This window comes from Acidisphaera sp. S103 (assembly GCF_009765975.1).
In the GTDB taxonomy this organism is placed as follows: Bacteria; Pseudomonadota; Alphaproteobacteria; order Acetobacterales; family Acetobacteraceae; genus Rhodopila.
In genome coordinates, this window is the sequence record NZ_LMUJ01000063.1 from 6,989 (window position 1) to 25,632 (window position 18,644).

General features: G+C 63.1%; 18 protein-coding genes and 1 pseudogene. 15 read left to right on the forward strand and 4 right to left on the reverse strand.

Translation table 11 applies throughout. From position 1 onward, the window contains the following. Positions 1–94 precede the first annotated feature (94 nt). Complete coding sequence (locus GSQ89_RS20800; RefSeq protein WP_158928780.1) at positions 95–2,431, forward strand: Hint domain-containing protein; 2,337 nt, start codon at positions 95–97, stop codon at positions 2,429–2,431. Between the two features lie 200 nt (positions 2,432–2,631). Here the strand turns inward: GSQ89_RS20800 and GSQ89_RS20805 are convergent, their stop codons facing one another. Beyond that, a complete protein-coding gene (locus GSQ89_RS20805; protein ID WP_254073314.1) occupies positions 2,632–3,288 on the reverse strand; it encodes an LUD domain-containing protein in 657 nt (218 codons plus the stop codon). A 14-nt stretch (positions 3,289–3,302) separates the two neighbouring features. Further along, entirely contained in the window at positions 3,303–4,733 is a 1,431-nt protein-coding gene (locus GSQ89_RS20810) for a lactate utilization protein B (RefSeq protein WP_158928784.1), read from the reverse strand. Positions 4,734–4,836: 103 nt separating this feature from the next. Between GSQ89_RS20810 and GSQ89_RS20815 the strand changes: the two genes are divergently transcribed. The 7 genes and pseudogenes from GSQ89_RS20815 to GSQ89_RS20845 all read left to right on the forward strand — a co-directional run bounded on the left by GSQ89_RS20815 (position 4,837) and on the right by GSQ89_RS20845 (position 11,004). Continuing rightward, positions 4,837–5,907, forward strand: a complete 1,071-nt coding sequence (locus tag GSQ89_RS20815; protein WP_158928786.1) for a tartrate dehydrogenase — start codon at positions 4,837–4,839, stop codon at positions 5,905–5,907. A 514-nt stretch (positions 5,908–6,421) separates the two neighbouring features. Further along, entirely contained in the window at positions 6,422–6,943 is a 522-nt protein-coding gene (locus GSQ89_RS20820; protein WP_216856302.1) for a cytochrome P460 family protein, read from the forward strand. A 61-nt stretch (positions 6,944–7,004) separates the two neighbouring features. After that, positions 7,005–7,283 carry a hypothetical protein gene (locus GSQ89_RS20825; protein WP_158928788.1) on the forward strand — a complete coding sequence of 93 codons (279 nt, stop codon included), beginning with the start codon at positions 7,005–7,007 and terminating at the stop codon, positions 7,281–7,283. Positions 7,284–7,339: 56 nt separating this feature from the next. Beyond that, a pseudogene (locus GSQ89_RS20830) lies at positions 7,340–7,723 on the forward strand (isocitrate/isopropylmalate family dehydrogenase); the annotation flags it as partial. A gap of 284 nt (positions 7,724–8,007) precedes the next feature. Beyond that, the gene (locus GSQ89_RS20835; RefSeq protein ID WP_216856303.1) at positions 8,008–8,946 is read left to right on the forward strand and encodes an SIR2 family protein; all 939 of its coding nucleotides are present in this window, start codon (positions 8,008–8,010) and stop codon (positions 8,944–8,946) included. After that, positions 8,943–10,688, forward strand: coding sequence for an ATP-binding protein (locus GSQ89_RS20840; RefSeq protein ID WP_158928792.1), 1,746 nt, complete (start codon positions 8,943–8,945; stop codon positions 10,686–10,688). Before GSQ89_RS20835 ends, GSQ89_RS20840 begins: the two co-directional genes overlap by 4 nt. Before the next feature lie 61 nt (positions 10,689–10,749). After that, positions 10,750–11,004, forward strand: a complete 255-nt coding sequence (locus tag GSQ89_RS20845) for a type II toxin-antitoxin system RelB/DinJ family antitoxin (protein WP_158928794.1) — start codon at positions 10,750–10,752, stop codon at positions 11,002–11,004. An 80-nt stretch (positions 11,005–11,084) separates the two neighbouring features. Here GSQ89_RS20845 and GSQ89_RS20850 read toward each other — a convergent pair whose 3' ends face one another. Next, complete coding sequence (locus GSQ89_RS20850) at positions 11,085–11,369, reverse strand: DUF2442 domain-containing protein (protein ID WP_158928796.1); 285 nt, start codon at positions 11,367–11,369, stop codon at positions 11,085–11,087. Positions 11,370–11,583: 214 nt separating this feature from the next. Between GSQ89_RS20850 and GSQ89_RS20855 the strand changes: the two genes are divergently transcribed. From GSQ89_RS20855 to GSQ89_RS20880, 6 genes are all read left to right on the forward strand, one after another. Then, positions 11,584–11,874, forward strand: a complete 291-nt coding sequence (locus tag GSQ89_RS20855; RefSeq protein ID WP_158928799.1) for a hypothetical protein — start codon at positions 11,584–11,586, stop codon at positions 11,872–11,874. Beyond that, a complete protein-coding gene (locus GSQ89_RS20860) occupies positions 11,868–12,275 on the forward strand; it encodes a hypothetical protein (RefSeq protein WP_158928801.1) in 408 nt (135 codons plus the stop codon). The genes GSQ89_RS20855 and GSQ89_RS20860 overlap by 7 nt, the downstream gene beginning before the upstream one ends. A gap of 20 nt (positions 12,276–12,295) precedes the next feature. Beyond that, positions 12,296–12,952, forward strand: coding sequence for a hypothetical protein (locus GSQ89_RS20865; protein ID WP_158928802.1), 657 nt, complete (start codon positions 12,296–12,298; stop codon positions 12,950–12,952). Beyond that, complete coding sequence (locus GSQ89_RS20870) at positions 12,903–13,643, forward strand: orotate phosphoribosyltransferase (RefSeq protein WP_158928804.1); 741 nt, start codon at positions 12,903–12,905, stop codon at positions 13,641–13,643. The genes GSQ89_RS20865 and GSQ89_RS20870 overlap by 50 nt, the downstream gene beginning before the upstream one ends. A 25-nt stretch (positions 13,644–13,668) precedes the next feature. Next, positions 13,669–14,574, forward strand: coding sequence for a LysR family transcriptional regulator (locus tag GSQ89_RS20875; RefSeq protein ID WP_158928807.1), 906 nt, complete (start codon positions 13,669–13,671; stop codon positions 14,572–14,574). A gap of 95 nt (positions 14,575–14,669) precedes the next feature. Then, on the forward strand, positions 14,670–15,419 hold the full coding sequence (locus GSQ89_RS20880) for an SDR family NAD(P)-dependent oxidoreductase (protein WP_158928809.1): 750 nt from the start codon (positions 14,670–14,672) through the stop codon (positions 15,417–15,419). A gap of 20 nt (positions 15,420–15,439) precedes the next feature. On the opposite strand, the gene GSQ89_RS20885 is transcribed toward GSQ89_RS20880, so the two are convergent. Continuing rightward, positions 15,440–16,828 (reverse strand): MFS transporter, encoded by a 1,389-nt coding sequence (locus GSQ89_RS20885; RefSeq protein ID WP_158928811.1) that lies wholly within the window; start codon positions 16,826–16,828, stop codon positions 15,440–15,442. 168 nt (positions 16,829–16,996) lie between these two features. Here GSQ89_RS20885 and GSQ89_RS20890 point away from each other — a divergent pair, with 168 nt between their 5' ends. Continuing rightward, complete coding sequence (locus tag GSQ89_RS20890) at positions 16,997–18,457, forward strand: glycosyltransferase family 9 protein (protein WP_158928813.1); 1,461 nt, start codon at positions 16,997–16,999, stop codon at positions 18,455–18,457. Positions 18,458–18,644 lie beyond the last annotated feature (187 nt).

Here is an 18,644-nt window from a genome sequence, read left to right on the forward strand (position 1 = left end):
CGCCGCATCACGCCCGACCTGATGACAAAACCGCCCGCCGAAGGTAATGAATAGCCTCCGGAGACATCGGATCTCCTGAATTGCCGGAGGTCAAATGTCGACAGTCACCACGCACCTCAACCACGGCATAACGTTCGGCACGTCCGGTTACGTCTCGCCGCTGACGATCACCTCAACCGGGGTCGTCAACAACAACGGCAGCGGCAGGGCTATTTTCGGCGGCACTGAGACCGTCGTGAACGACGGCCAGATCATCGCGACCGGAAGCGCCCCCGGCGCCGGCTACGGGTATGCGGGCGTCTATCTCTTCAGCGGTTATGTCAACAACCATGGCACGATCACGTCGTCGACCGGCAATGCCGTATTGCTCCAAACGACCGGCACCGTCGTCAACAGCGGCTTCATTTACGGCGGACGCTGGGGCATCACCAGCCGCGGCCTGACCACCGTTACGAACACCGGCACGATCTCGGCAGCCTCGCAGGGGATCGTCCTGGAAGCCGGCGGGATCGTCACCAACACCAACCTGATCACCGGAGCCCAGGGCGTCGGCATCAGCGGCGGCATCGGAACGGTCGACAACTCCGGCACCATCACCAGCTACAACCCCGCCGTGGGCATCACGGGCGGTTCGGTCAGCAACGCCAGCACCGGCTTGATCTCGGTCGATGGCCTTTACGCGGCGGTAGCCGTCTCATCCGCCGCCGGTTCGGTCACCAACGCCGGAACCATGTCCGGGTATATCGGCGTCCAATTCGGCAACTACAACAACACTCTGATCGACACCGGCACCATCATCGGCAACGACGCCCCGAACGGCGGTGCGGTTCTGTTTGGGTCCGGCAATGACCTGCTGCGCTTCGACCCTTCGGCCAGCGTCACGATCCAAGGCTTGGTCGATGGCGGGGGCGGCACCAACACGCTGGACTTCGCGTCAGGCGCCGGCACGCTGACCGGCCGAGCGGCAGACTTCACCAACTTCACCCAAGGGTCCATCGCATCGGGCGCGCAATGGACCTTCGACGGCAACGTCACGCTGGGCACCGGCATCGACCTGACGGCCCTGGGCGCCCTGACCGTCGCCGGCACCGTTGCAAACTACGGCACGATCTCGTCCACCAACTACGGCATCCAGTTGGGCGGCGGCACCATCTTCGACTCCGGCGTGATCGCCGGCACCAAGCCGATTTCATTCGGAACCGGCGACAATCTGCTGGTCGTGGAAGCATCAGGCACCGCCATCACCGGCACCATCGCCGGCTTCACCGGCCCTCACGACGCCATCGACCTCACATCGCTGAGCGACATCGACAACAACGCCACCACCAGCTTCGACACCCTGACCAACGTGCTGACGGTCACCGGCGACAACGGCTCTGTCCAGTTGCACCTCGGCAACCAGAACTACACCGGCGTCGTCTGGCAGGCGACCAACGACGGCAGCAACGGCACCGAGGTCACACCGCTATGCTTCCGCACCGGCACCGCCATCGCCACGCCTGATGGTGAACAACCCGTCGAACACCTCAAGCCGGGCGACCTCGTGCTAACCGCCGGCGGCCAGGCCCGCCCCGTCGTCTGGATCGGCACCGGCCGGGTCCTGGCAACACGCGGCCGCCGCACCGCGGCAACCCCGGTGATCGTCCGCAAGGACGCCCTGGCACCTAACGTGCCGAACCGGGACCTGCACGTGACCAGGGCGCACGCGCTTTATATCGACAAAGTTCTGATCCCGGTCGAATTCCTGGTCAACCACCGGACGATCGTCTGGGACGACCGCGCCCAGGAAGTCGAGCTGTACCACGTGGAACTGGAAAGCCACGACGTGCTGATCGCCAACGGTGCCCCGGCCGAAACCTACCGCGACGACGGCAACCGCTGGCTGTTCCACAACGCCAACAGCGGCTGGCACCTGCCGCCGCAGCCTCCATGCGCACCGGTGCTGACCGGCGGTCCGATCGTCGATGCGGCCTGGCGACGGCTGCTCGATCGCGCCGGCCCGCGTGACACGTTCTCGTTAACGAACGACCCCGATCTGCACCTGATCGTCAACGGCACGCGCGTGAACGCGCAAGGCAAGCGGAACGGCGCCTACATCTTCCGCCTCCCCTCCGCCCCGACAAGCGTAACCGTCGCCTCCCGGTCCGGCATCCCCTCCGAACTCGGCATCGCCCGCGATCCCCGGCCGCTCGGTGTCGCACTGCGGCGCGTGGAAATATGCCAAAGCTGGAAATTCATGTTCCTCGACGCCGATGATGACCGGCTGACCGCCGGCTTCCACGATTACGAGCCATCCAACCGCCTGCGCTGGACCGATGGCCATGCACACCTGCCGATCGAGGCATTCGCCCAATTCGACTCAGGCGCTGAGGTCATCCTGTACCTGACGGGCGCAACCCAATATCATCGTCCAGGACGCGCCGCGGCATAGCAACCGCGCCGCGCATTGGTTGTAAATACGCAGTCCAATAAAGCCGAGAAGGCAATCACACATCCGCGGCCAAGGCCTGCCTTATCTGAAGAAAGCCTAATGATCTTTCCATCGCATCATTCGGCGGGACCGTACATGTCTGGCTCCGGGCGATTGCGGTCGGCGGGACAGACATAGCGTCCGTGGCAATGAGCCGGTCTTTACGCCCCATCTTCCACCAGCACCACATGCAGCCGCCGCGGCCCATGTGCCCCCAACTCCAATGCCTGCTCGATATCTGCCGACCGAGACGGCCCCGTCACCAGCATCACATTCCGCGGCATCCCGCCGATCTCCGCCCGCAGCCGGTCCCACGCCTCCTCATACGCCCCCACCACGGCCGACGCCCGCAGCACCACCACCGCCGTATCCGCCAGCAAATTCAGCGTCACCGGCCGCTCCGGAGCACTAGGAAACATCAGCGTCCCCGTCTCCGCGATCCCCGCGAATCCGTGCTGCACGCTGACCGCGTCCGTCCCCTGCGCCCGCCCTTCCCGAATATCCAGCAACGGTCGCGCCGACCACGGAATCGCCTGCAACTCCGGGTGAGGCGCCATCACCAGCGACCCCGGCAAATTCAACGCCGCCAGGTAATCCGCCACCGCCCCCGGCACCGCGTCCAGATCCGCCACCCGCACGACGGTGCCGAACTCCTTCTCCACATTCCGCACAAACAAATCCACCTGCTCAGCGTGCGGCAACCGAGACCGCGCCGGCACCAAATGCCGAGGATGCGCCGCCATCCGCCCCCACAGCATCGCCACCTGATCCGCCGGCAACGCCCCCCGCCGCAACCCCCGCCGAATGGCGTTCAACACCGCCTCCCGCCCCATCAGACCAACCCCGCCCGTTGAGCCTTCGCGTATCGGGCAAAGAACGTTTCGCCTTCCGGTGCCGGCATATCCCGCCCCTCGGTCCATCCACCCGCCAACGGCAACCGCCCAAACCGTCCCTTCCGGCGCCCCAACAACCCCAACCCAAAAGCCGCCACCCGAGTCGCCAACCGATACAACCCCGGCCGCCGCGCAAAAAACCCCCAGAACGCCAACCCGCGACGCATCGCCCCCGGAGTCAGATGCCGCTCAAACTCCCGCTCGCGCCAATGCCGCATCAGCTTCGGCAGCGGAATCCGCACCGGGCAAACACTCTCGCACTTCCCACAGAACGTGGACGCATTCGGCAAATGCCCAGCCTTCTCCACCCCGATCAGACTAGGCGTCAGCACCGCCCCCATCGGCCCCGGATAAACCCACCCATACGCATGCCCGCCGACAGCCCCATAAACCGGACAATGATTCATGCACGCCGCGCAACGAATACACCGCAGCATCTCCTGGAAATCCGTCCCGAACATCGCCGACCGCCCATTGTCGATCAGCACCACATGATATTCCTCCGGCCCATCCAAATCCCCCGGCCGCCGCACCCCAGTGGAAAATGTCGTATAAACCGAAAAGTCCTGTCCCGTAGCCGACCGAGCCAACACCCGCAGCAGCGAAGTCGCATCCTCCAGCGTAGGCACACACTTCTCAATACTAGCCAGCACGATATGCACCCGAGGCAACGTCTGCGTCAGGTCCCCATTCCCCTCATTCGTAACGATCACGCTGCTGCCCGTCTCGGCGATCAGGAAATTCGCCCCGGTAATCCCTACATCCGCCGCCAAAAACTTCGACCGCAGCTTCGTCCGAGCCTCCACCAGCACATCCCGCCGCTCAGCAAACGTCCGGTCCGCCGGCAAATCGGTATGAGCCTTCCGAAACGCCTCCTCCCAATCCTCCATATTCAAATGAAATGCCGGCGCAATAATGTGGCTCGGTAATTCATGCCGCAACTGAATGATATACTCGCCCAGATCGGTCTCAACCGGCGTAATCCCATGCCGCTCCAGATGGTCATTGATCGCGATCTCTTCGCCGATCATCGACTTCCCCTTGGTAACGGTCTTCGCTCCCACCCGCTGGCAAATCGCCAGCACCGCCGCCCTGGCCTCATCCGCATCCGAACACCAGTGCACCACCCCGCCGGCCGCCTGGACCTTCGCCTCATACGCCTCCAGATAAAAATCCAGATTCGCCAGCGCATGGTTCTTGATGTCGCGCGCGGTATCCCGCAGCGTCTCAAACTCCGGCAACGCCGCCACCGCCGCCGCCCGCCGAGCGATGAAACTCGGCCCGCTCCGAGCCAACGCCCGCTGCAAGCCAGCGTTCGCCAGCGCCTGATGCGCGTTTTCCTTGAAAGCCGGGGATGTCGAGATGTGCATGCCCCCAAGATACCGCCCGCCCCCACCAAACGCCATGGCCCTTGGCGCGCACGCCCCGCTCCGTTATCCCTTCCCCAACGCAGCCCACCGAGGAAACAGGCCCATGACGCGCACCCACAACATCGCGGTTCTCCCCGGCGACGGAATCGGCAAGGAAACCGTGCCCGAGTCGCTGAAAGTGCTGGACGCCGCCGCGCGCCGCTTCGGCTTCGACCTCAACCTGACCCACTACGACTGGTCCTGCGAGACCTACAAAGACACCGGCATGATGATGCCGCCGGACGGTCTGGACCAGCTCGGGAAATCCGACTCCATCCTGCTGGGCGCCGTCGGCTGGCCCGGCGTGCCCGACCACATTTCCCTGTGGGGCCTGCTGATCCCCATCCGCCGCGGCTTCGACCAGTATGCCAACGTCCGCCCCTGCAAGCTGATGCCCGGCGTCCGCACCCCGCTGGCCGGCCGCACCGAGGCCGATATCGACTTCTTCGTCGTCCGCGAAAACACCGAAGGCGAATACTCATCCGTCGGCGGCCGCATGTTCGAGGGCACCGACCGCGAATTCGTCTCCCAGCAGACCGTTCTGTCGCGCGTCGGCACCGACCGCATCCTGAAATACGCGTTCGAGCTGGCCATGACCCGCCCGAAGAAGCACGTCACCTCGGCCACCAAGTCGAACGGCATCGCCATCACCATGCCGTACTGGGACGAACGCTTCGCCGCCATGGCCAAGAACTACCCCGAGATCCGCACCGACCAGTACCACATCGACATCCTGTGCGCTCACTTCGTGCAGCACCCGGATTGGTTCGATGTCGTTGTCGGCTCCAACCTGTTCGGCGACATCCTGTCCGACCTGGGCCCCGCCGTCGCCGGGTCCATCGGTATCGCCGCCGGCGGCAACATCAACCCCGAACGCAAATTCCCCTCGATGTTCGAGCCCGTGCACGGCTCCGCTCCCGATATTGCGGGAAAATTCATCTGCAACCCGATCGGCCAGATCTGGTCCGCCGCACTGATGCTGGAGCACCTGGGCGAGGCGGAAGCCGCCAAGACCATCGTCGACGCCATCGAAACCCTGCTGCGCGAAAGCGGCCCCAAAACCCGGGACATGGGCGGCCAGGCCGGCACCGCGGATGTGGGCACCGCGATCGCGGAACTGGTGGCGGCGCGGTAGGCACAAACTCAGGGGCAACCCTGACGCGTCGCATCGGCGGGCGGACCGGCATTGTCGCTGAGCCTCCGGCATCGCCGCGCAACCGTCATGGCGGGCGTAGGCCCGCCATCCACGCCTTTGTTTTGCGAATAAAAAGCACGGATACGCCCTCCGTCGCCACACCGCTGTCCGCCGCAACAGCATCTGAACTGGCGGCTCTCAATGCCCGCGCAAGCCAATCGGTTCGGTCGGCCAACCCCGCGACAAAACCGCCAGGTCAAACGCGGCCTCGCCAAGCGTAGTCGGAATCGCCAAAAAACGGCACAAACATAAAATATCCGGCCAGAGCCGTCAGATTACCGTGCCGGCCGTTGAACAGCCTGCCGAAACGTTTGAGTGATATTCCGCCGCACCCAGAACCGCTCAGCCTCGACGCTGAGGAAGCCCCGCGGAAGTGATCAATCGCATCGGTGCCGGTTCCGAAAGGGAAAAGATGAACATGCAGCGCATCCGCATCCCCCCAACCGTCGCCGCCGTGGCGCTGGTGGCCGCGCTTGGCGGCGTCGCTCTCGCCGCACAGGACAGGTACACCTTGCAGGTGCCGGGCGGTCTCGCCTTCTCCGAGTTCAGGGGTTACGACCAATGGCAGACCATAGCCGTCAGCCAAAACGGGGCATTAATCGACACGATCGTCGGCAATCCCGCGATGATCGAAGCCTTCAAGGCGGGCATCCCCGGCAACGGCAAGCCTTTCCCCGACGGCGCCAAAATGGCGAAAATCCATTGGAAGGCGGTCAAGAACACCGCGGAGCCCGGTGATCCCACCGTGCCGGGTGCCCTGGATGACGTCGACTTCATGGCGAAGGACAGCAAGCGGTTCGCCGACAGTGGCGGCTGGGGATTTGGCGTGTTCGAGTATGATGCCGCGACCGACACGTTCAGGCCCGGCGACTTAACCGACAAGCCGCCGCAGGCGCACGATGCCAAGTGCGGATTCGCATGCCACACGATCGCAGCCGCAAAGGACTACGTTTTCACCGCCTACCCAAAACGCTGAGGGCGCCGCTGCCTTCGACGGGGACGGAACATCGAACATCGTCACGATGGATGGGTCGAGCATGACGGAGCACGAAAACGATCGCCAGCGCATATCACGCCGCGCGGCACTCACGCGAACGGCGCTTGCACTCGGCGCCGCGACGGCCGCGACGGTAGCCCGCCAGGCGGCAGCGCAGCAGAAGGTCACGCAGACACTCGCAAACTACCAGGGTACGCCGAAAGGCAACGATCACTGCGAGGTCTGCCTCAACTTCCAACCACCGAACACCTGCAAATTCGTTCAGGGCGATATCAGTCCAAACGGTTGGTGCCAGTTGTTTACACCCAAATCGCAATGATTCGCATTGCGTGGTATAGCGTTTGTCGCTTCGATTGAGTAGAAGCCAGCTACCCCCCGATCCGCACCCGCCAGTACCACGTCAACATCCTGCGCGTGCAACTCGTGCCGTACCCGGATTGGTTGGAGGTCGTCGTCGGCTCCAACCTGGTCGGCGCCATCCCGTCCGACTTGGACCCCGCCGTCACCGGCTCCATCGGCATCACCGCCAGCACCAACATCAACCCGAACGCAAATTCCCCTCGATGTAGCCTGCCGGCATACCTGTACTGTCAGGGCCGGGCGTGTCCCGGCCATCTGCGCTTCGTCGGCCAGAGAAAAGAGAGCCAGATATGCCTGGCCACTACGGATAAGCCACCGCTGATCCAGCCCGACAGTTCTCTACCTATCATTACCGGCGGGTTTGGTCCAGCCAGCCACGAGTTTCCGGCGTTTCGGTAAAGAAAAAGCCATACCGCAGTAGTGCCAACTTGGCAAAAATCTGACCCTCGGTCGGCCTCACACGCGAAATACGCGCATTGCCCCGATTAGCGATTCCGTGGTCATCCAAATGGTTGCATGATAATGACGAAATGTGTAGGAATTGAAGACTGCAACCTTGGATCGTAACCACCAGAGGAATTTTGGAACTTCACGACCTAAAATCACTGCTTCAGGACCACCTCACTGATGGGTTGGTCACTGTTGTTGGTTCGGGCTTGTCGTGTGCCGAGGGGCTCCCGGGAATGGGAGCCCTTGCGGACCATCTTCAAACGACGATCGAGCCAGATCTTTCAATGATCGACAAGGCTCGCTGGAGCGAGATATCACCCTTGATAATGTCAAACGGCCTAGAGGCTGCGTTACTACTAAAGCCACCCACACCTACCTTGGAAGCGGCCATTGTCGCAAAGACGGTCGAACTTATTGCCCAGCGTGAGCGCGAAATCGTAGCGGAGGTGTTCGCGAAGACCCGAATTCTACGATTTACCCGTCTGGTGAAATACCTCCTGAAACCTGAAGCAGGCATGCCAGTCATCACTACAAATTATGATCGCCTGATTGAAATCGCCGCAGAAGAAGCCGGTCTTGGTGCCGACACCCTTTTCGTCGGTCAATTCGCCGGACAGCTAAATGAGCGAGAAAGCCAGCTGAGTTTCTGCCGAGACGTTTCGTTAACACAGAGGCGCCGTATCCAATATCGTTATCAGAAACGGGTGAATGTTTTCAAACCACATGGCAGTTTGGATTGGTACTTTCGTGAGGGGAAGCCGGTTCGCTACGCTGGCGAACTCCCATTGCCACGGTTGATTATCACGCCCGGCCTCAACAAATTCCGAAACGGATACGAGAGCCCGTTTGATCGACACCGCGAACGCGCGAACAGAGCAATTGACGCCGCAAGCCGCTTTCTCGTGTTGGGTTATGGGTTCAACGACGATCACCTCGAAACACACCTGACGCCGCGAATCAAGAGCGGCATTCCGAGCCTACTGCTCACACACACGCTTTCACACAACGCGCTGAAGCTCACACGTCAGCATTCCAACATCATGGCCATTCAGCACGGATTTGATGGAGGCAAGGACGGTTCGTGGGTTTTCATTAATGCAACGGAGTCCTTTATCCCCGATCTCGCCCTTTGGGATCTTAGTGTTTTCGTTCCGGAGGTCCTCGAACCATGACAGACGCCGCGCTTCAATTTGTTGATCACGATAAGGTCGGCCGGGTTGCCTCAGTCGACACGAGCTGCGTCACGATAGATGTGACGAATTCGATTCTTTTGACCCGCATCGGAATTGGCCAGCTCATCGCCATTCGCGGCGCCACTGAGCGAGAATATCTCATCGCGATGACCGAACGTGTGACGCGGAGCATGCGCGAAGAGTTACCGAACCTCGACGATGTCGGAGAGGGGGGCGCAGTCTTGCGCACGGTTCCGACGGACCTTATGCAGGCGATTCTCATCGGTACGTTCCGAACGATCGAGGGGGCCAAAGCAAATACCTTCAAGCGCGGGGCAGACAGCTTTCCGCAGATCGACCGAGAATGCTTCGTTATTGAAGGCGTCAATCTCCAGCGTTTTATGGGAATACTCGGCGCCGGCGTTAGCGAAGACGAGCGATTAAAACTTGGTAAATTCGTCGCAGACCGTTCGGCGGATGCAATTGCTAGTGGCGACAAATTTTTTCAGCGCCATGCTGCCGTTTTGGGGAGTACCGGCTCGGGTAAAAGCTGGGCGGTCGCACTTATTTTGGAGCGAGCCGCCAAGCTGAAATTTCCGAATATCATCGTTTTTGACATGCACGGTGAATATGCACCGCTCGCCAACAGGGCACTCGGAGGCTTCGCCCAGCGGTTTCGCATCGCAGGCCCTGGCGATCTGGAAAATCCGGGCGAAGATGTGTTATTTTTACCATATTGGCTGCTAAATCGCGACGAAATGTTATCGATGATTTTGGACCGGAGCGATCAGAACGCCCCGAACCAAGCCTCACGGTTCACGTTGCACGTCCGCACGCTGAAGGGTGAGAGACTCGACGCCGAAAAGCAGCATACGGTGAAGAAGACTTTCACGGTGGATTCGCCAATTCCTTATAGTGTGAACAAGCTGTTTAAGCTGCTGGAGACAGACAATACGACCAAGGGAGTTGGCAAAACCGGCCCCGTTAAGGGCGAGTGGGAAGATAAACTGACCCGCTTTCTGTCGCGCCTAGAAGCAAAGCTTGAAGATCGCCGATATGGCTTCATGTTCCAGCCTCCCACAGTAGCAATTGCGTATGGGTGGCTGGCCACCCAAGTGCTCAAGCTCTTGGGATCGGACGGTGGCTCGGGTATCAAGATCGTAGACTTTTCGGAGGTTCCGGCGGATGTGCTCCCGGTCGTTACGGGCACGCTCGCGCGGCTTCTCTATGATGTCCAGTTTTGGATGGACTCCAACACGCGGACACCTGTGACGCTACTCTGCGATGAAGCTCATCTTTATCTACCTGTGCGCGACGACGCCGACGCGGTACAGCGCCAAGCTCTCGGGTCCTTCGAACGCATCGCCAAGGAGGGTCGTAAATACGGCTTTTCCCTTCTGGTAGTGAGCCAACGCCCCTCAGATGTCAGTCGAACGATCCTCAGCCAATGTAACAATTTTCTGGCATTGCGTTTGACCAACGAAACCGACCAAGGTGTCATCAAACGGCTCATGCCGGACTCACTGGCCGGCCTGACTAGCGTCCTACCTTTGCTCGATACAGGCGAGGCGCTACTTCTGGGTGATGCCGTCCTGCTACCGACCCGTATTAAACTCGACATTCCCAAAATCCCACCGGACAGTGCGACACGGGACTTCTGGAGGGAGTGGGGCACCAACCAGCCACAACCGGCCGCGATATTGTCAGCCATCGAACGCCTCAGGAGCCAGTCGCGTAACTGACTGGTGGCAAAGACAAGTTCTCCCAGGCTCAATGTCATTCATCCCACCGACGGACGCATCAATGGCCGGAAACGAACTCTTACAAACCCACATAGACAGCACCACCAAAGCTGAGGCCGCCGCCGTCCTCGCCGAGATAGGCCTGACTGTGTCCGACGCCATACGCCTCATGCTGACCCGAGTCGCGATCGAGCATGCACTCCCATTCGATCCTCTGATCCCCAACGCCACCACCGTTGCCGCCATGAGGGAAGCTCAAGCCGGAAATCTGCCACGCGCCAACAGCATCGAAGAGCTCAAGAACACGCTCGCTTGAGCTCACCGGCCAATTCAAGCGCTCAATCAACACACGACATCGGGCCACTCGGTCCCAAGAAAGCAACCGCCACCCCCCGGTTACGATGACCGCCAAGTGGCCGATCCGCGCGGTGCCCGCGCGCCAGCCAACAGACCTTCCGTGCTGATATCCTCATCCAACTCCGGCCAGTGGATACCATAGCCGGCACCGGCCATTTCCCAGTGCGCGCGTTGGGCCGGCGTGGCGTCGACGAGCCTCGGATACCACGCCAAGGGAACGGCAATCGTGCGCCCATCCATCAGCGCCACGATCAGCTCGTCGTCGCTGACCGTAACGTCTCGGACCCGGATATCTGTTCCCCCAACCAGTGCCGAAGAACTCACGCCATGCCTCCAACAGCTCAGGTTGATAGTCGCGGACTGGTCGCAGAATAGCACCCAGATCGTGGGCAAAAGCTGGAGCAAACTACAGCTTGGGCCGGCACCGACGGTCCAGCAAGCAACCTCATCCCCAAAAATACCCCACACCCCACCTTGTCCCACCGCCCCACACCCCCACCTCCCCCAGATTATAGAACAAACATCGAACGACACCCCATTGCCCAACCCCGACGCCTACGATCCCGAAGCCATCTACGACCCCAACGGCCCCCTAGACCCAACCGTCATGGAGGAAGCCGTCCACACTATCATGTCCGGCATCGAACCAGACCCATCCGACACCCCCACCGCCACCGCCCGCCGCATGTACGCCGCCCTGCGCGCCCTGGCCGCCCTCCACCCCCGCAACCCGCCCGAACTCATGCTCGGTGTCCAGGCCCTCAGCGCCTACCACGCCGCCACGTCACCGCCGCCGCCAGCGCGGCCCGAGCCTTCGATTCCATGCTGAGGGCACTCGAACGCCGCCAAGCCAAGCCGCTCTCCATCCCCATCGGCCGCCCACCCCCACAAACCTGGCCGCCCCCCGACCTGCCCGCTGTCCAATCCCCTGAACCCGAAGACCCAGCCCACCCGGACCAGATGGACGACGACGAACTCATCACCGCCTGGGCCGCCAAGGGCCAGCAATGGCTGCAAGACCCCAACCAGGGCCTCGACATCGCCAACACGCCCGGAATCCTGCCCGACGGCAGCATGATCGTGCCCTGGAACCCCACCCCGGCGCAGGTGGCGTACATGGAACGCCGCCTGCTGCTGCTCTACGTGCGTGAGCAAGCGGAAAACCGCCGCAACGGCATCACCACCCCCATCCGCATCCGCCCGACTCGCCCCGGCGACCTCATTCCCTGACCAACCAGGACCCCACCGCAATGCCCGCCGATCACCCCCTGCTGGACTACCTGCTGACCGTCCTCGCCGCCGTCATGACACCCGCCCTCAACGACCCCGCCCTCGCCCGCAAGGCGGCGCAACAGGCCATCGACGCCTACCAGCCCCAAACCACCCACGAATTGCTCGCCACCGGCCAGATCCTCGCCTTCGCCCTGACCGCCCTGGAGTCCCTGCGCCTATCCGCCCCCGAAGACGTATCCCCATCGATGAAACTGAAACTCCGAGCCAACGCCAACGGCCTGAACCGATCCGCCAGGGACAATACCCGCCTCCTGGAGGCCAAACCGCCACACCCGGCCTGGCACACCCCCGAACCGCCGCCGCCCGCCAACCCCGATTGGGCCGGCACAATGACCCGCGTCGCCGAGAAACTCGGCCAAAACCCGCCGCCCGCCGCGACTACCCAGCACAGCGTCAACGCCCTGTGGATCGACACGCTGAAAACCGTCGCCCGAGACATCACCCCGCCGAAAAAGCGGGCCGCCCTGCTGCAAACGACCACCCTGGCCACCGATCTCCCCTGTCACCAGCCCGACATATCCGCTATCACCCGCAAAACCGCCCCCCATGACAGGACCGACCCCGATGGCCAAACCCGCCCACGTCTCCACCACCGCGACCGAGTGGGATCGTGACGCCGCCCTGACCACAGCGCGCATCCTGCTGGAAATCCAAGCCATCAACTTCCGCCCCGACGAGCCGTACACCTTCACCTCCGGCTGGAAATCCCCGGTCTATATCGACTGCCGGCGCATCATCTACTTCCCCCGGGCACGCGCGAAGATCTGCGACCTGGCGGTGCAGAAGATCGACCGTCACATCGGCTACGAAACGATCGAGACGGTGGCCGGCGGCGAAACCGCGGGCATCCCCTTCGCCGCCTGGATCGCCGACCGCATGGCCGCGCCGATGTCCTACGTTCGCAAGAAGCCCAAGGGCTTCGGCCAGAACGCCCTGATCGAGGGCGATGTCCCCGTCGGCAAGCGCACCTTGCTGGTGGAAGACCTCACCACCGACGGCGGATCGAAAATCCGCTTCGTCAACGCCCTGCGAGAAGCCGGCGCCATCGTCAACCACACCTTCGTGGTGTTCTTCTACGGCGTCTTCCCCGGCGCGTTCGAAACCTTGGCCAACATGGACATCACCCTGCACAGCCTGTGCACCTGGTGGGACGTGCTGGAAGCCTGCAAGGACCGCCCCTACTTCTCCGACGAGGCCCTGTCGGAAGTCCGCCGCTTCCTGGAAAACCCCGTCGCCTGGTCCGCCGCCCACGGCGGCATCGCCTCGGCCGAGGAAGCCCTCGCCCGCAAAGCCTCCGAAGCCTGACTCATTCCGGCATGGAATAGGCCGCATGGACCGTCTGGAAACCATGCGCCTCTTCCTCCGCGTCGTCGAAACCGCTAGTTTCTCCCAAGCCGCTCGGCTTGAAGGCATCGGCCAGCCCGCCGTCAGCAAGCAGATCGCCGCGTTGGAAGACCGGTTGGGCGCCCAACTGGTCAACCGCACCTCCCGCGGCCTCAGCCTCACCGCCGCCGGCCAGGATTTTTACGACTCAACCCGCCGCCTGCTCGCCGACCTGGAAGAAGCCGAGGCCCGAGTCGGCCGCGGCCAATCCACCCCCGCCGGCCGGATCCGTGTCGCCATCTCCGCCGGCATCGGCCGCCTCTATTTCGTGCCCCGCTTGCCCGCGTTCTTCGAGCAATTCCCCGACGTCACCGTCGACCTCGACGTCTCCGAACGCCATGTCAGCCTGATCGAGGACGGCATCGACGTCGCCCTCCGCATCGGTCATCTCGCCGATTCCACCCTGATCGCCCGCCGGGTCGGCAGCAGCGTCGCCGCCACCGTCGCAACGCCTTCCTACCTGCAACGCGCCGGCGAACCCAAAACCCCAGCCGATCTGGCACATCACGACTGCATCGCCTTCCTGTTCCACGGCGAACCACAGCCATGGAACTTCAACGGTCCCGCCGGCCCGATCACAGTCGAGCCCAAGGGGAAAATCCGCACCAACGACGCCGAACACCTGCGCGCCGCTGTCCGAACCGGCATCGGGATCGGCCACAATGCGAGTTGGCTCCATGCGGCCGACCTCACCGCCGGAACACTGATACCCCTGCTGACCGAATACGCCCCCAACCCCACGCCGATCCATGCCGTCTGCCCGGGGGGTCGGCGCATCCCCGGCCGGGTCCGCGTCTTCATCGACTTCCTCGCCGAGGTGTGCGCGCAAGACCCGTACCTCCGCATCCGATGACCATTCCCCCACGGAATGGAAACTATGCCGCCGCACATTCTTCCGGACCGTCCGGCCCAAGCGCATCTCACCGCCAGATGCAAAAGGTTCGGAACATGTCGAAGTTGAATGGAAAAGTCGCTGTCATCACTGGTGGCAGCAGTGGGATCGGCCTCGCCGCGGCGAAGCGGATGGTCGATGAGGGCGCCTATGTCTTCATCACCGGCCGCCGCCAGGCGGAGCTGGACAAGGCCAAGGCGGCGATCGGCCGCAACGTCACCACCGTCCAGGGCGACGTCGCCAACCTGGACGACCTGGACCGCCTGTTCGCCCAGGTGCGGGCCGAAAAGGGCGTGGTCGACATCGTCGTCGCCAGCGCCGGCTTCGTCGAACACCACACGATCGAAACCGCCACACCCGAGCATTTCGACAAGACCTTCGGCATCAACGCTCGTGGTGTCTTCTTCACCGTCCAGAAGGCGTTGCCGCTGATGACGCGGGGTGGGTCGATCGTCCTGGTGTCCTCCGGCCTGCACCTGAAGGGCTTTCCGGCGCACGGCACCTATTCGGCCACCAAGGCCGCGCTGCGGTCCTTCGCCCGCACCTGGGCGATGGAGCTGAAGGACCGAGGCATCCGCGTCAACACCCTCAGCCCGGGTGCGATCGATACCCCCATCATCGACGGCCAGTTCAAGACGAAGGAAGAAGCCGACAACGCCCGCACAGCGTTCAGCCAGATCACGCCGATCGGCCGGATTGGCCGGCCGGAGGAGATGGCGTCGGCGATCCTGTTCCTCGCGTCGGACGACAGCAGCTACAGCACCGGCATCGACCTCGTCGCCGATGGCGGACTGACCCAGGTGTAGGATTGGCACGCGCCTACAGCCTATCGCGGGATGACGCGCAGCCAACTCAACCCCATGGCGGAGGCGGCGAATACGGCCGCTATCCCCAGGGCGATATGCGTGGCGTGCACGATCGAATCCGGCCCGCCATGGGTCAGCCCCAGCACCACGGCCACCAGCGCGCTGCCGGTGGTCTGCCCGACCAGGCGGGATGTCGACAGCATCCCGCTGCCCGCCCCGGCCCTGTCCGGCGGCGCGCTGCCGATCAGCAGCCGGTTGTTGGGTGCCTGGAAGAACCCGAACCCGGCGCCGCACATGGCAAACCGCCAGGCAATATCCGGCCACGCGGCGGTCGCAGGCATCAGCATCGTCAGCACCAGGCCGCTGGTCATCAAAGCCAACCCCAGCCCGCCCAGGATGCCGGCGGAGTACTTGTCCGCCAGCCGCCCGGCGATCGGCGCGATCACCACCACCGCCAATGGCCACGGAGTCATCAGCACCCCGATGTCGTACGGCGACAGGCCGCCCGCGTACTGGAAGTAGAACGGCAGCACCACCAGGGCGATGATCTGCGCCGCGTGCGAACACACCGCCGTCGCCGCCGACAGTGCGAAGATCGGCCGCTGGATCAGCAGGTCCACCGGCAGCAGCGGCGGCCGCAGGGTCAATTGCCGCCGCACGAAGATGATGCCCATCACCAGGCTGCCACCCAGCTCCGCCACGATCAGCGGCAGGCGTTCGCCATGGCCGATCCCGTCCAGGCCGGTGATGAACAGGCCCAGCGTTACCGCATTCATCACCGCGCTGCGCACATCGAACGCATGCGACGTCAAGGGCGAGCGCGGCAGGAACCGCATCGACATCAGCAGCGACGCGATCCCGAACGGCACCTGGATGGCGAACAGCCACGGCCACGACGCCACCGCCATGATCGCCGCCGCCACCGACGGACCGGCGGCGGACGACGTCGCCACCACCAGCACGTTGTAGCCGATGCCTCGGCCCAACTGCGACCGCGGGAAGATGAAGCGGACCAGGGCGCCGTTGACGCTCATGATCCCGGCGCCGCCGCAACCTTGCAGCACGCGGCCCATGACAAGCTGGGGCAGCGTTGTTGCCTCGGCGCAGCCTATCGAGGCGATGGTGTAGAGCACCAGGCCCCAGCAGAAGATCCGGCGGTGACCGTGTACGTCGCCCAGCGACGCCAATGGCAGCAGGCTGATGGTCACCGCGAGTTGGTAGGAATTCACCACCCAGATCGACTCGGCGGGGGTGGCGTGGAGCTGCCTGGCGATGGTGGGCAGGGCGACATTGGCGATCGAGCCATCCAGCACCGCCATGCAGACGACGATCCCCAGCGACACCATGGCCAGCAAGCGCCGATCCGGCGGCAGTCCGTCGATCGGGTCGGTCAGCTTTGGTCTATCCATCGGCAGCAAGGCATCCTGAGCGCATCTTCTCATCCTAACTGGACCGTCCAGGGCCGATCGGCAATTGCCGGGCAGGACTATTTTACATCGCGGGATTATTTCGTAGGGTTGTTGAAGGGCAGGCGAAAGCGCTTGCGGCCACAGGGGTCTCCAGGGCATTTATCGATCATGAGCGGAAACAATACTGTCCAGCAAACGGCTGGGACTCAGGCACCGGCCGCGGCGCCGCGTCCCACCGTCAATGGGGAAACCGTCGAGCAGGCCTTGGCTCGGGCCCAGGCCGCTGCACAGGCGAAGCGGCTGAATGAGGCGAGTGGAATATGCTCCGACGTGCTGGCCGCGGCGCCGGATCATCCGGCGGCTTTGGCGTTGCAGGGTATCGTTTCCGCCATGTCGGGCGATCCGGATCGGGGCGTCGCGCTGCTGCGCCGAGCGATCCAGATCCGGCCGGGGAATGCGACGTGGTATGCGCATCTGAGTTCGTTGTGCCGCAGCACCTATCGGATGGATGAGGCGTTGGCGGCGGGCCAGGAATCGATACGGCTCGATCCGAACAATCCGGAACATCTGGTCAATCTGTCGCTGATTTTCGTCGACGTGGACGACCGGGACCGAGCGATGGCCTGTCTGTTGCGGGCGCTGGGATTGAAGCACGACCATGCCGACGGGCATCTGGCGATGGCGCAGAACCTACTGGCGATGGGCGATTTCGATCCGGGCTGGATGGAATACGAATGGCGCAACCAGACCGAGGCGGGCAAGGCGACGATGCCGGCGATGACCTCGGCGCACTGGAACGGCATGCGTATCCCGAACGGCAAGCTGCTGCTGGTGGGCGACCAGGGTTATGGCGATACCATCCAGTTTGCCCGGTATATCCCTATGGCGGCCGAACGTTGCCAGGAAGTGATCGTGGGGTGCAGCGCCGAGATGGGGCCGCTGCTGACGAACATTCCGGGTGTGTCGCAATATTGTCATCGTTGGACTGACGTTCCTGGCCACGCGGCGCATTGCCGGCTGTCCAGCCTGCCGTATTTGTTTCGGACACAGTTGGATTCGATTCCGACGGGTATTCCTTATCTGAAGGCCGATCCCGCGCGTATCGCATTCTGGCGCGACCGGTTGGCGGCGATGTTGCCAGCCGGGGTGAAGCGGATCGGGCTGGCCTGGACCGGGCGGCCGACCCATCCGAACGATCGGCGGCGGTCGCTGCCGCTGTCGGCGTTGGCATCGTTCGCCGATGCGGGGCCGGCGGCGTTCATTTCGTTGCAAAAGCCGATGCCCGCCAGGGATTTGGAGACGATGAGACGGTTTCCCGGCATGGTCGATCTGTCGGAAGATATGAAGGATTTCGGGGAAACCGCGGCGCTGATCGAGAACCTGGATCTGGTGGTTACGGTTGATACCTCCATGGGGCATCTGGCCGGCGCGTTGGGCAAGCCGGCGTGGATCCTGATTCCGAAAGCCGCTGACTGGCGCTGGATGCTGGATCGGGAGGACAGCCCTTGGTATCCGTCCATCCGTTTGTTCCGCCAGCAGAAACCGGGGGCGTGGGATGAACCGATGGGCCGGCTTCGTTCGGCTTTGCAGGCGTTGTTGGCCGGGTCGCTCGCCGAGGCTGGGGACTGACGGCGTGTCATGACCGAGGCGCCGGGAGAGCTGGTGGACTCGGGGCTGTTCGACGGCGTTTGGTATCTGGAACGGAACGGTGATGTCGCGGCGGCGGGTTGAACCCGTGGCGGCATTTTATCGATTACGGGCGGGCCGAAGGGCGATGGCCCAATCCATACTTTGATCCGGGGTGGTACCAGGCGGA

Excerpts from the sequence above, each read along its gene's own strand:
- GSQ89_RS20800 (WP_158928780.1), top strand. The coding sequence starts at position 95 with ATGTCGACAGTCACCACGCACCTCAACCACGGCATAACGTTCGGCACG.
- GSQ89_RS20810 (WP_158928784.1), bottom strand. The coding sequence starts at position 4,733 with ATGCACATCTCGACATCCCCGGCTTTCAAGGAAAACGCGCATCAGGCG.
- GSQ89_RS20815 (WP_158928786.1), top strand. The coding sequence starts at position 4,837 with ATGACGCGCACCCACAACATCGCGGTTCTCCCCGGCGACGGAATCGGC.
- GSQ89_RS20825 (WP_158928788.1), top strand. The coding sequence starts at position 7,005 with ATGACGGAGCACGAAAACGATCGCCAGCGCATATCACGCCGCGCGGCA.
- GSQ89_RS20835 (WP_216856303.1), top strand. The coding sequence starts at position 8,008 with ATGGGAGCCCTTGCGGACCATCTTCAAACGACGATCGAGCCAGATCTT.
- GSQ89_RS20840 (WP_158928792.1), top strand. The coding sequence starts at position 8,943 with ATGACAGACGCCGCGCTTCAATTTGTTGATCACGATAAGGTCGGCCGG.
- GSQ89_RS20845 (WP_158928794.1), top strand. The coding sequence starts at position 10,750 with ATGGCCGGAAACGAACTCTTACAAACCCACATAGACAGCACCACCAAA.
- GSQ89_RS20860 (WP_158928801.1), top strand. The coding sequence starts at position 11,868 with ATGCTGAGGGCACTCGAACGCCGCCAAGCCAAGCCGCTCTCCATCCCC.
- GSQ89_RS20865 (WP_158928802.1), top strand. The coding sequence starts at position 12,296 with ATGCCCGCCGATCACCCCCTGCTGGACTACCTGCTGACCGTCCTCGCC.
- GSQ89_RS20870 (WP_158928804.1), top strand. The coding sequence starts at position 12,903 with ATGGCCAAACCCGCCCACGTCTCCACCACCGCGACCGAGTGGGATCGT.
- GSQ89_RS20875 (WP_158928807.1), top strand. The coding sequence starts at position 13,669 with ATGGACCGTCTGGAAACCATGCGCCTCTTCCTCCGCGTCGTCGAAACC.
- GSQ89_RS20880 (WP_158928809.1), top strand. The coding sequence starts at position 14,670 with ATGTCGAAGTTGAATGGAAAAGTCGCTGTCATCACTGGTGGCAGCAGT.
- GSQ89_RS20885 (WP_158928811.1), bottom strand. The coding sequence starts at position 16,828 with ATGGATAGACCAAAGCTGACCGACCCGATCGACGGACTGCCGCCGGAT.
- GSQ89_RS20890 (WP_158928813.1), top strand. The coding sequence starts at position 16,997 with ATGAGCGGAAACAATACTGTCCAGCAAACGGCTGGGACTCAGGCACCG.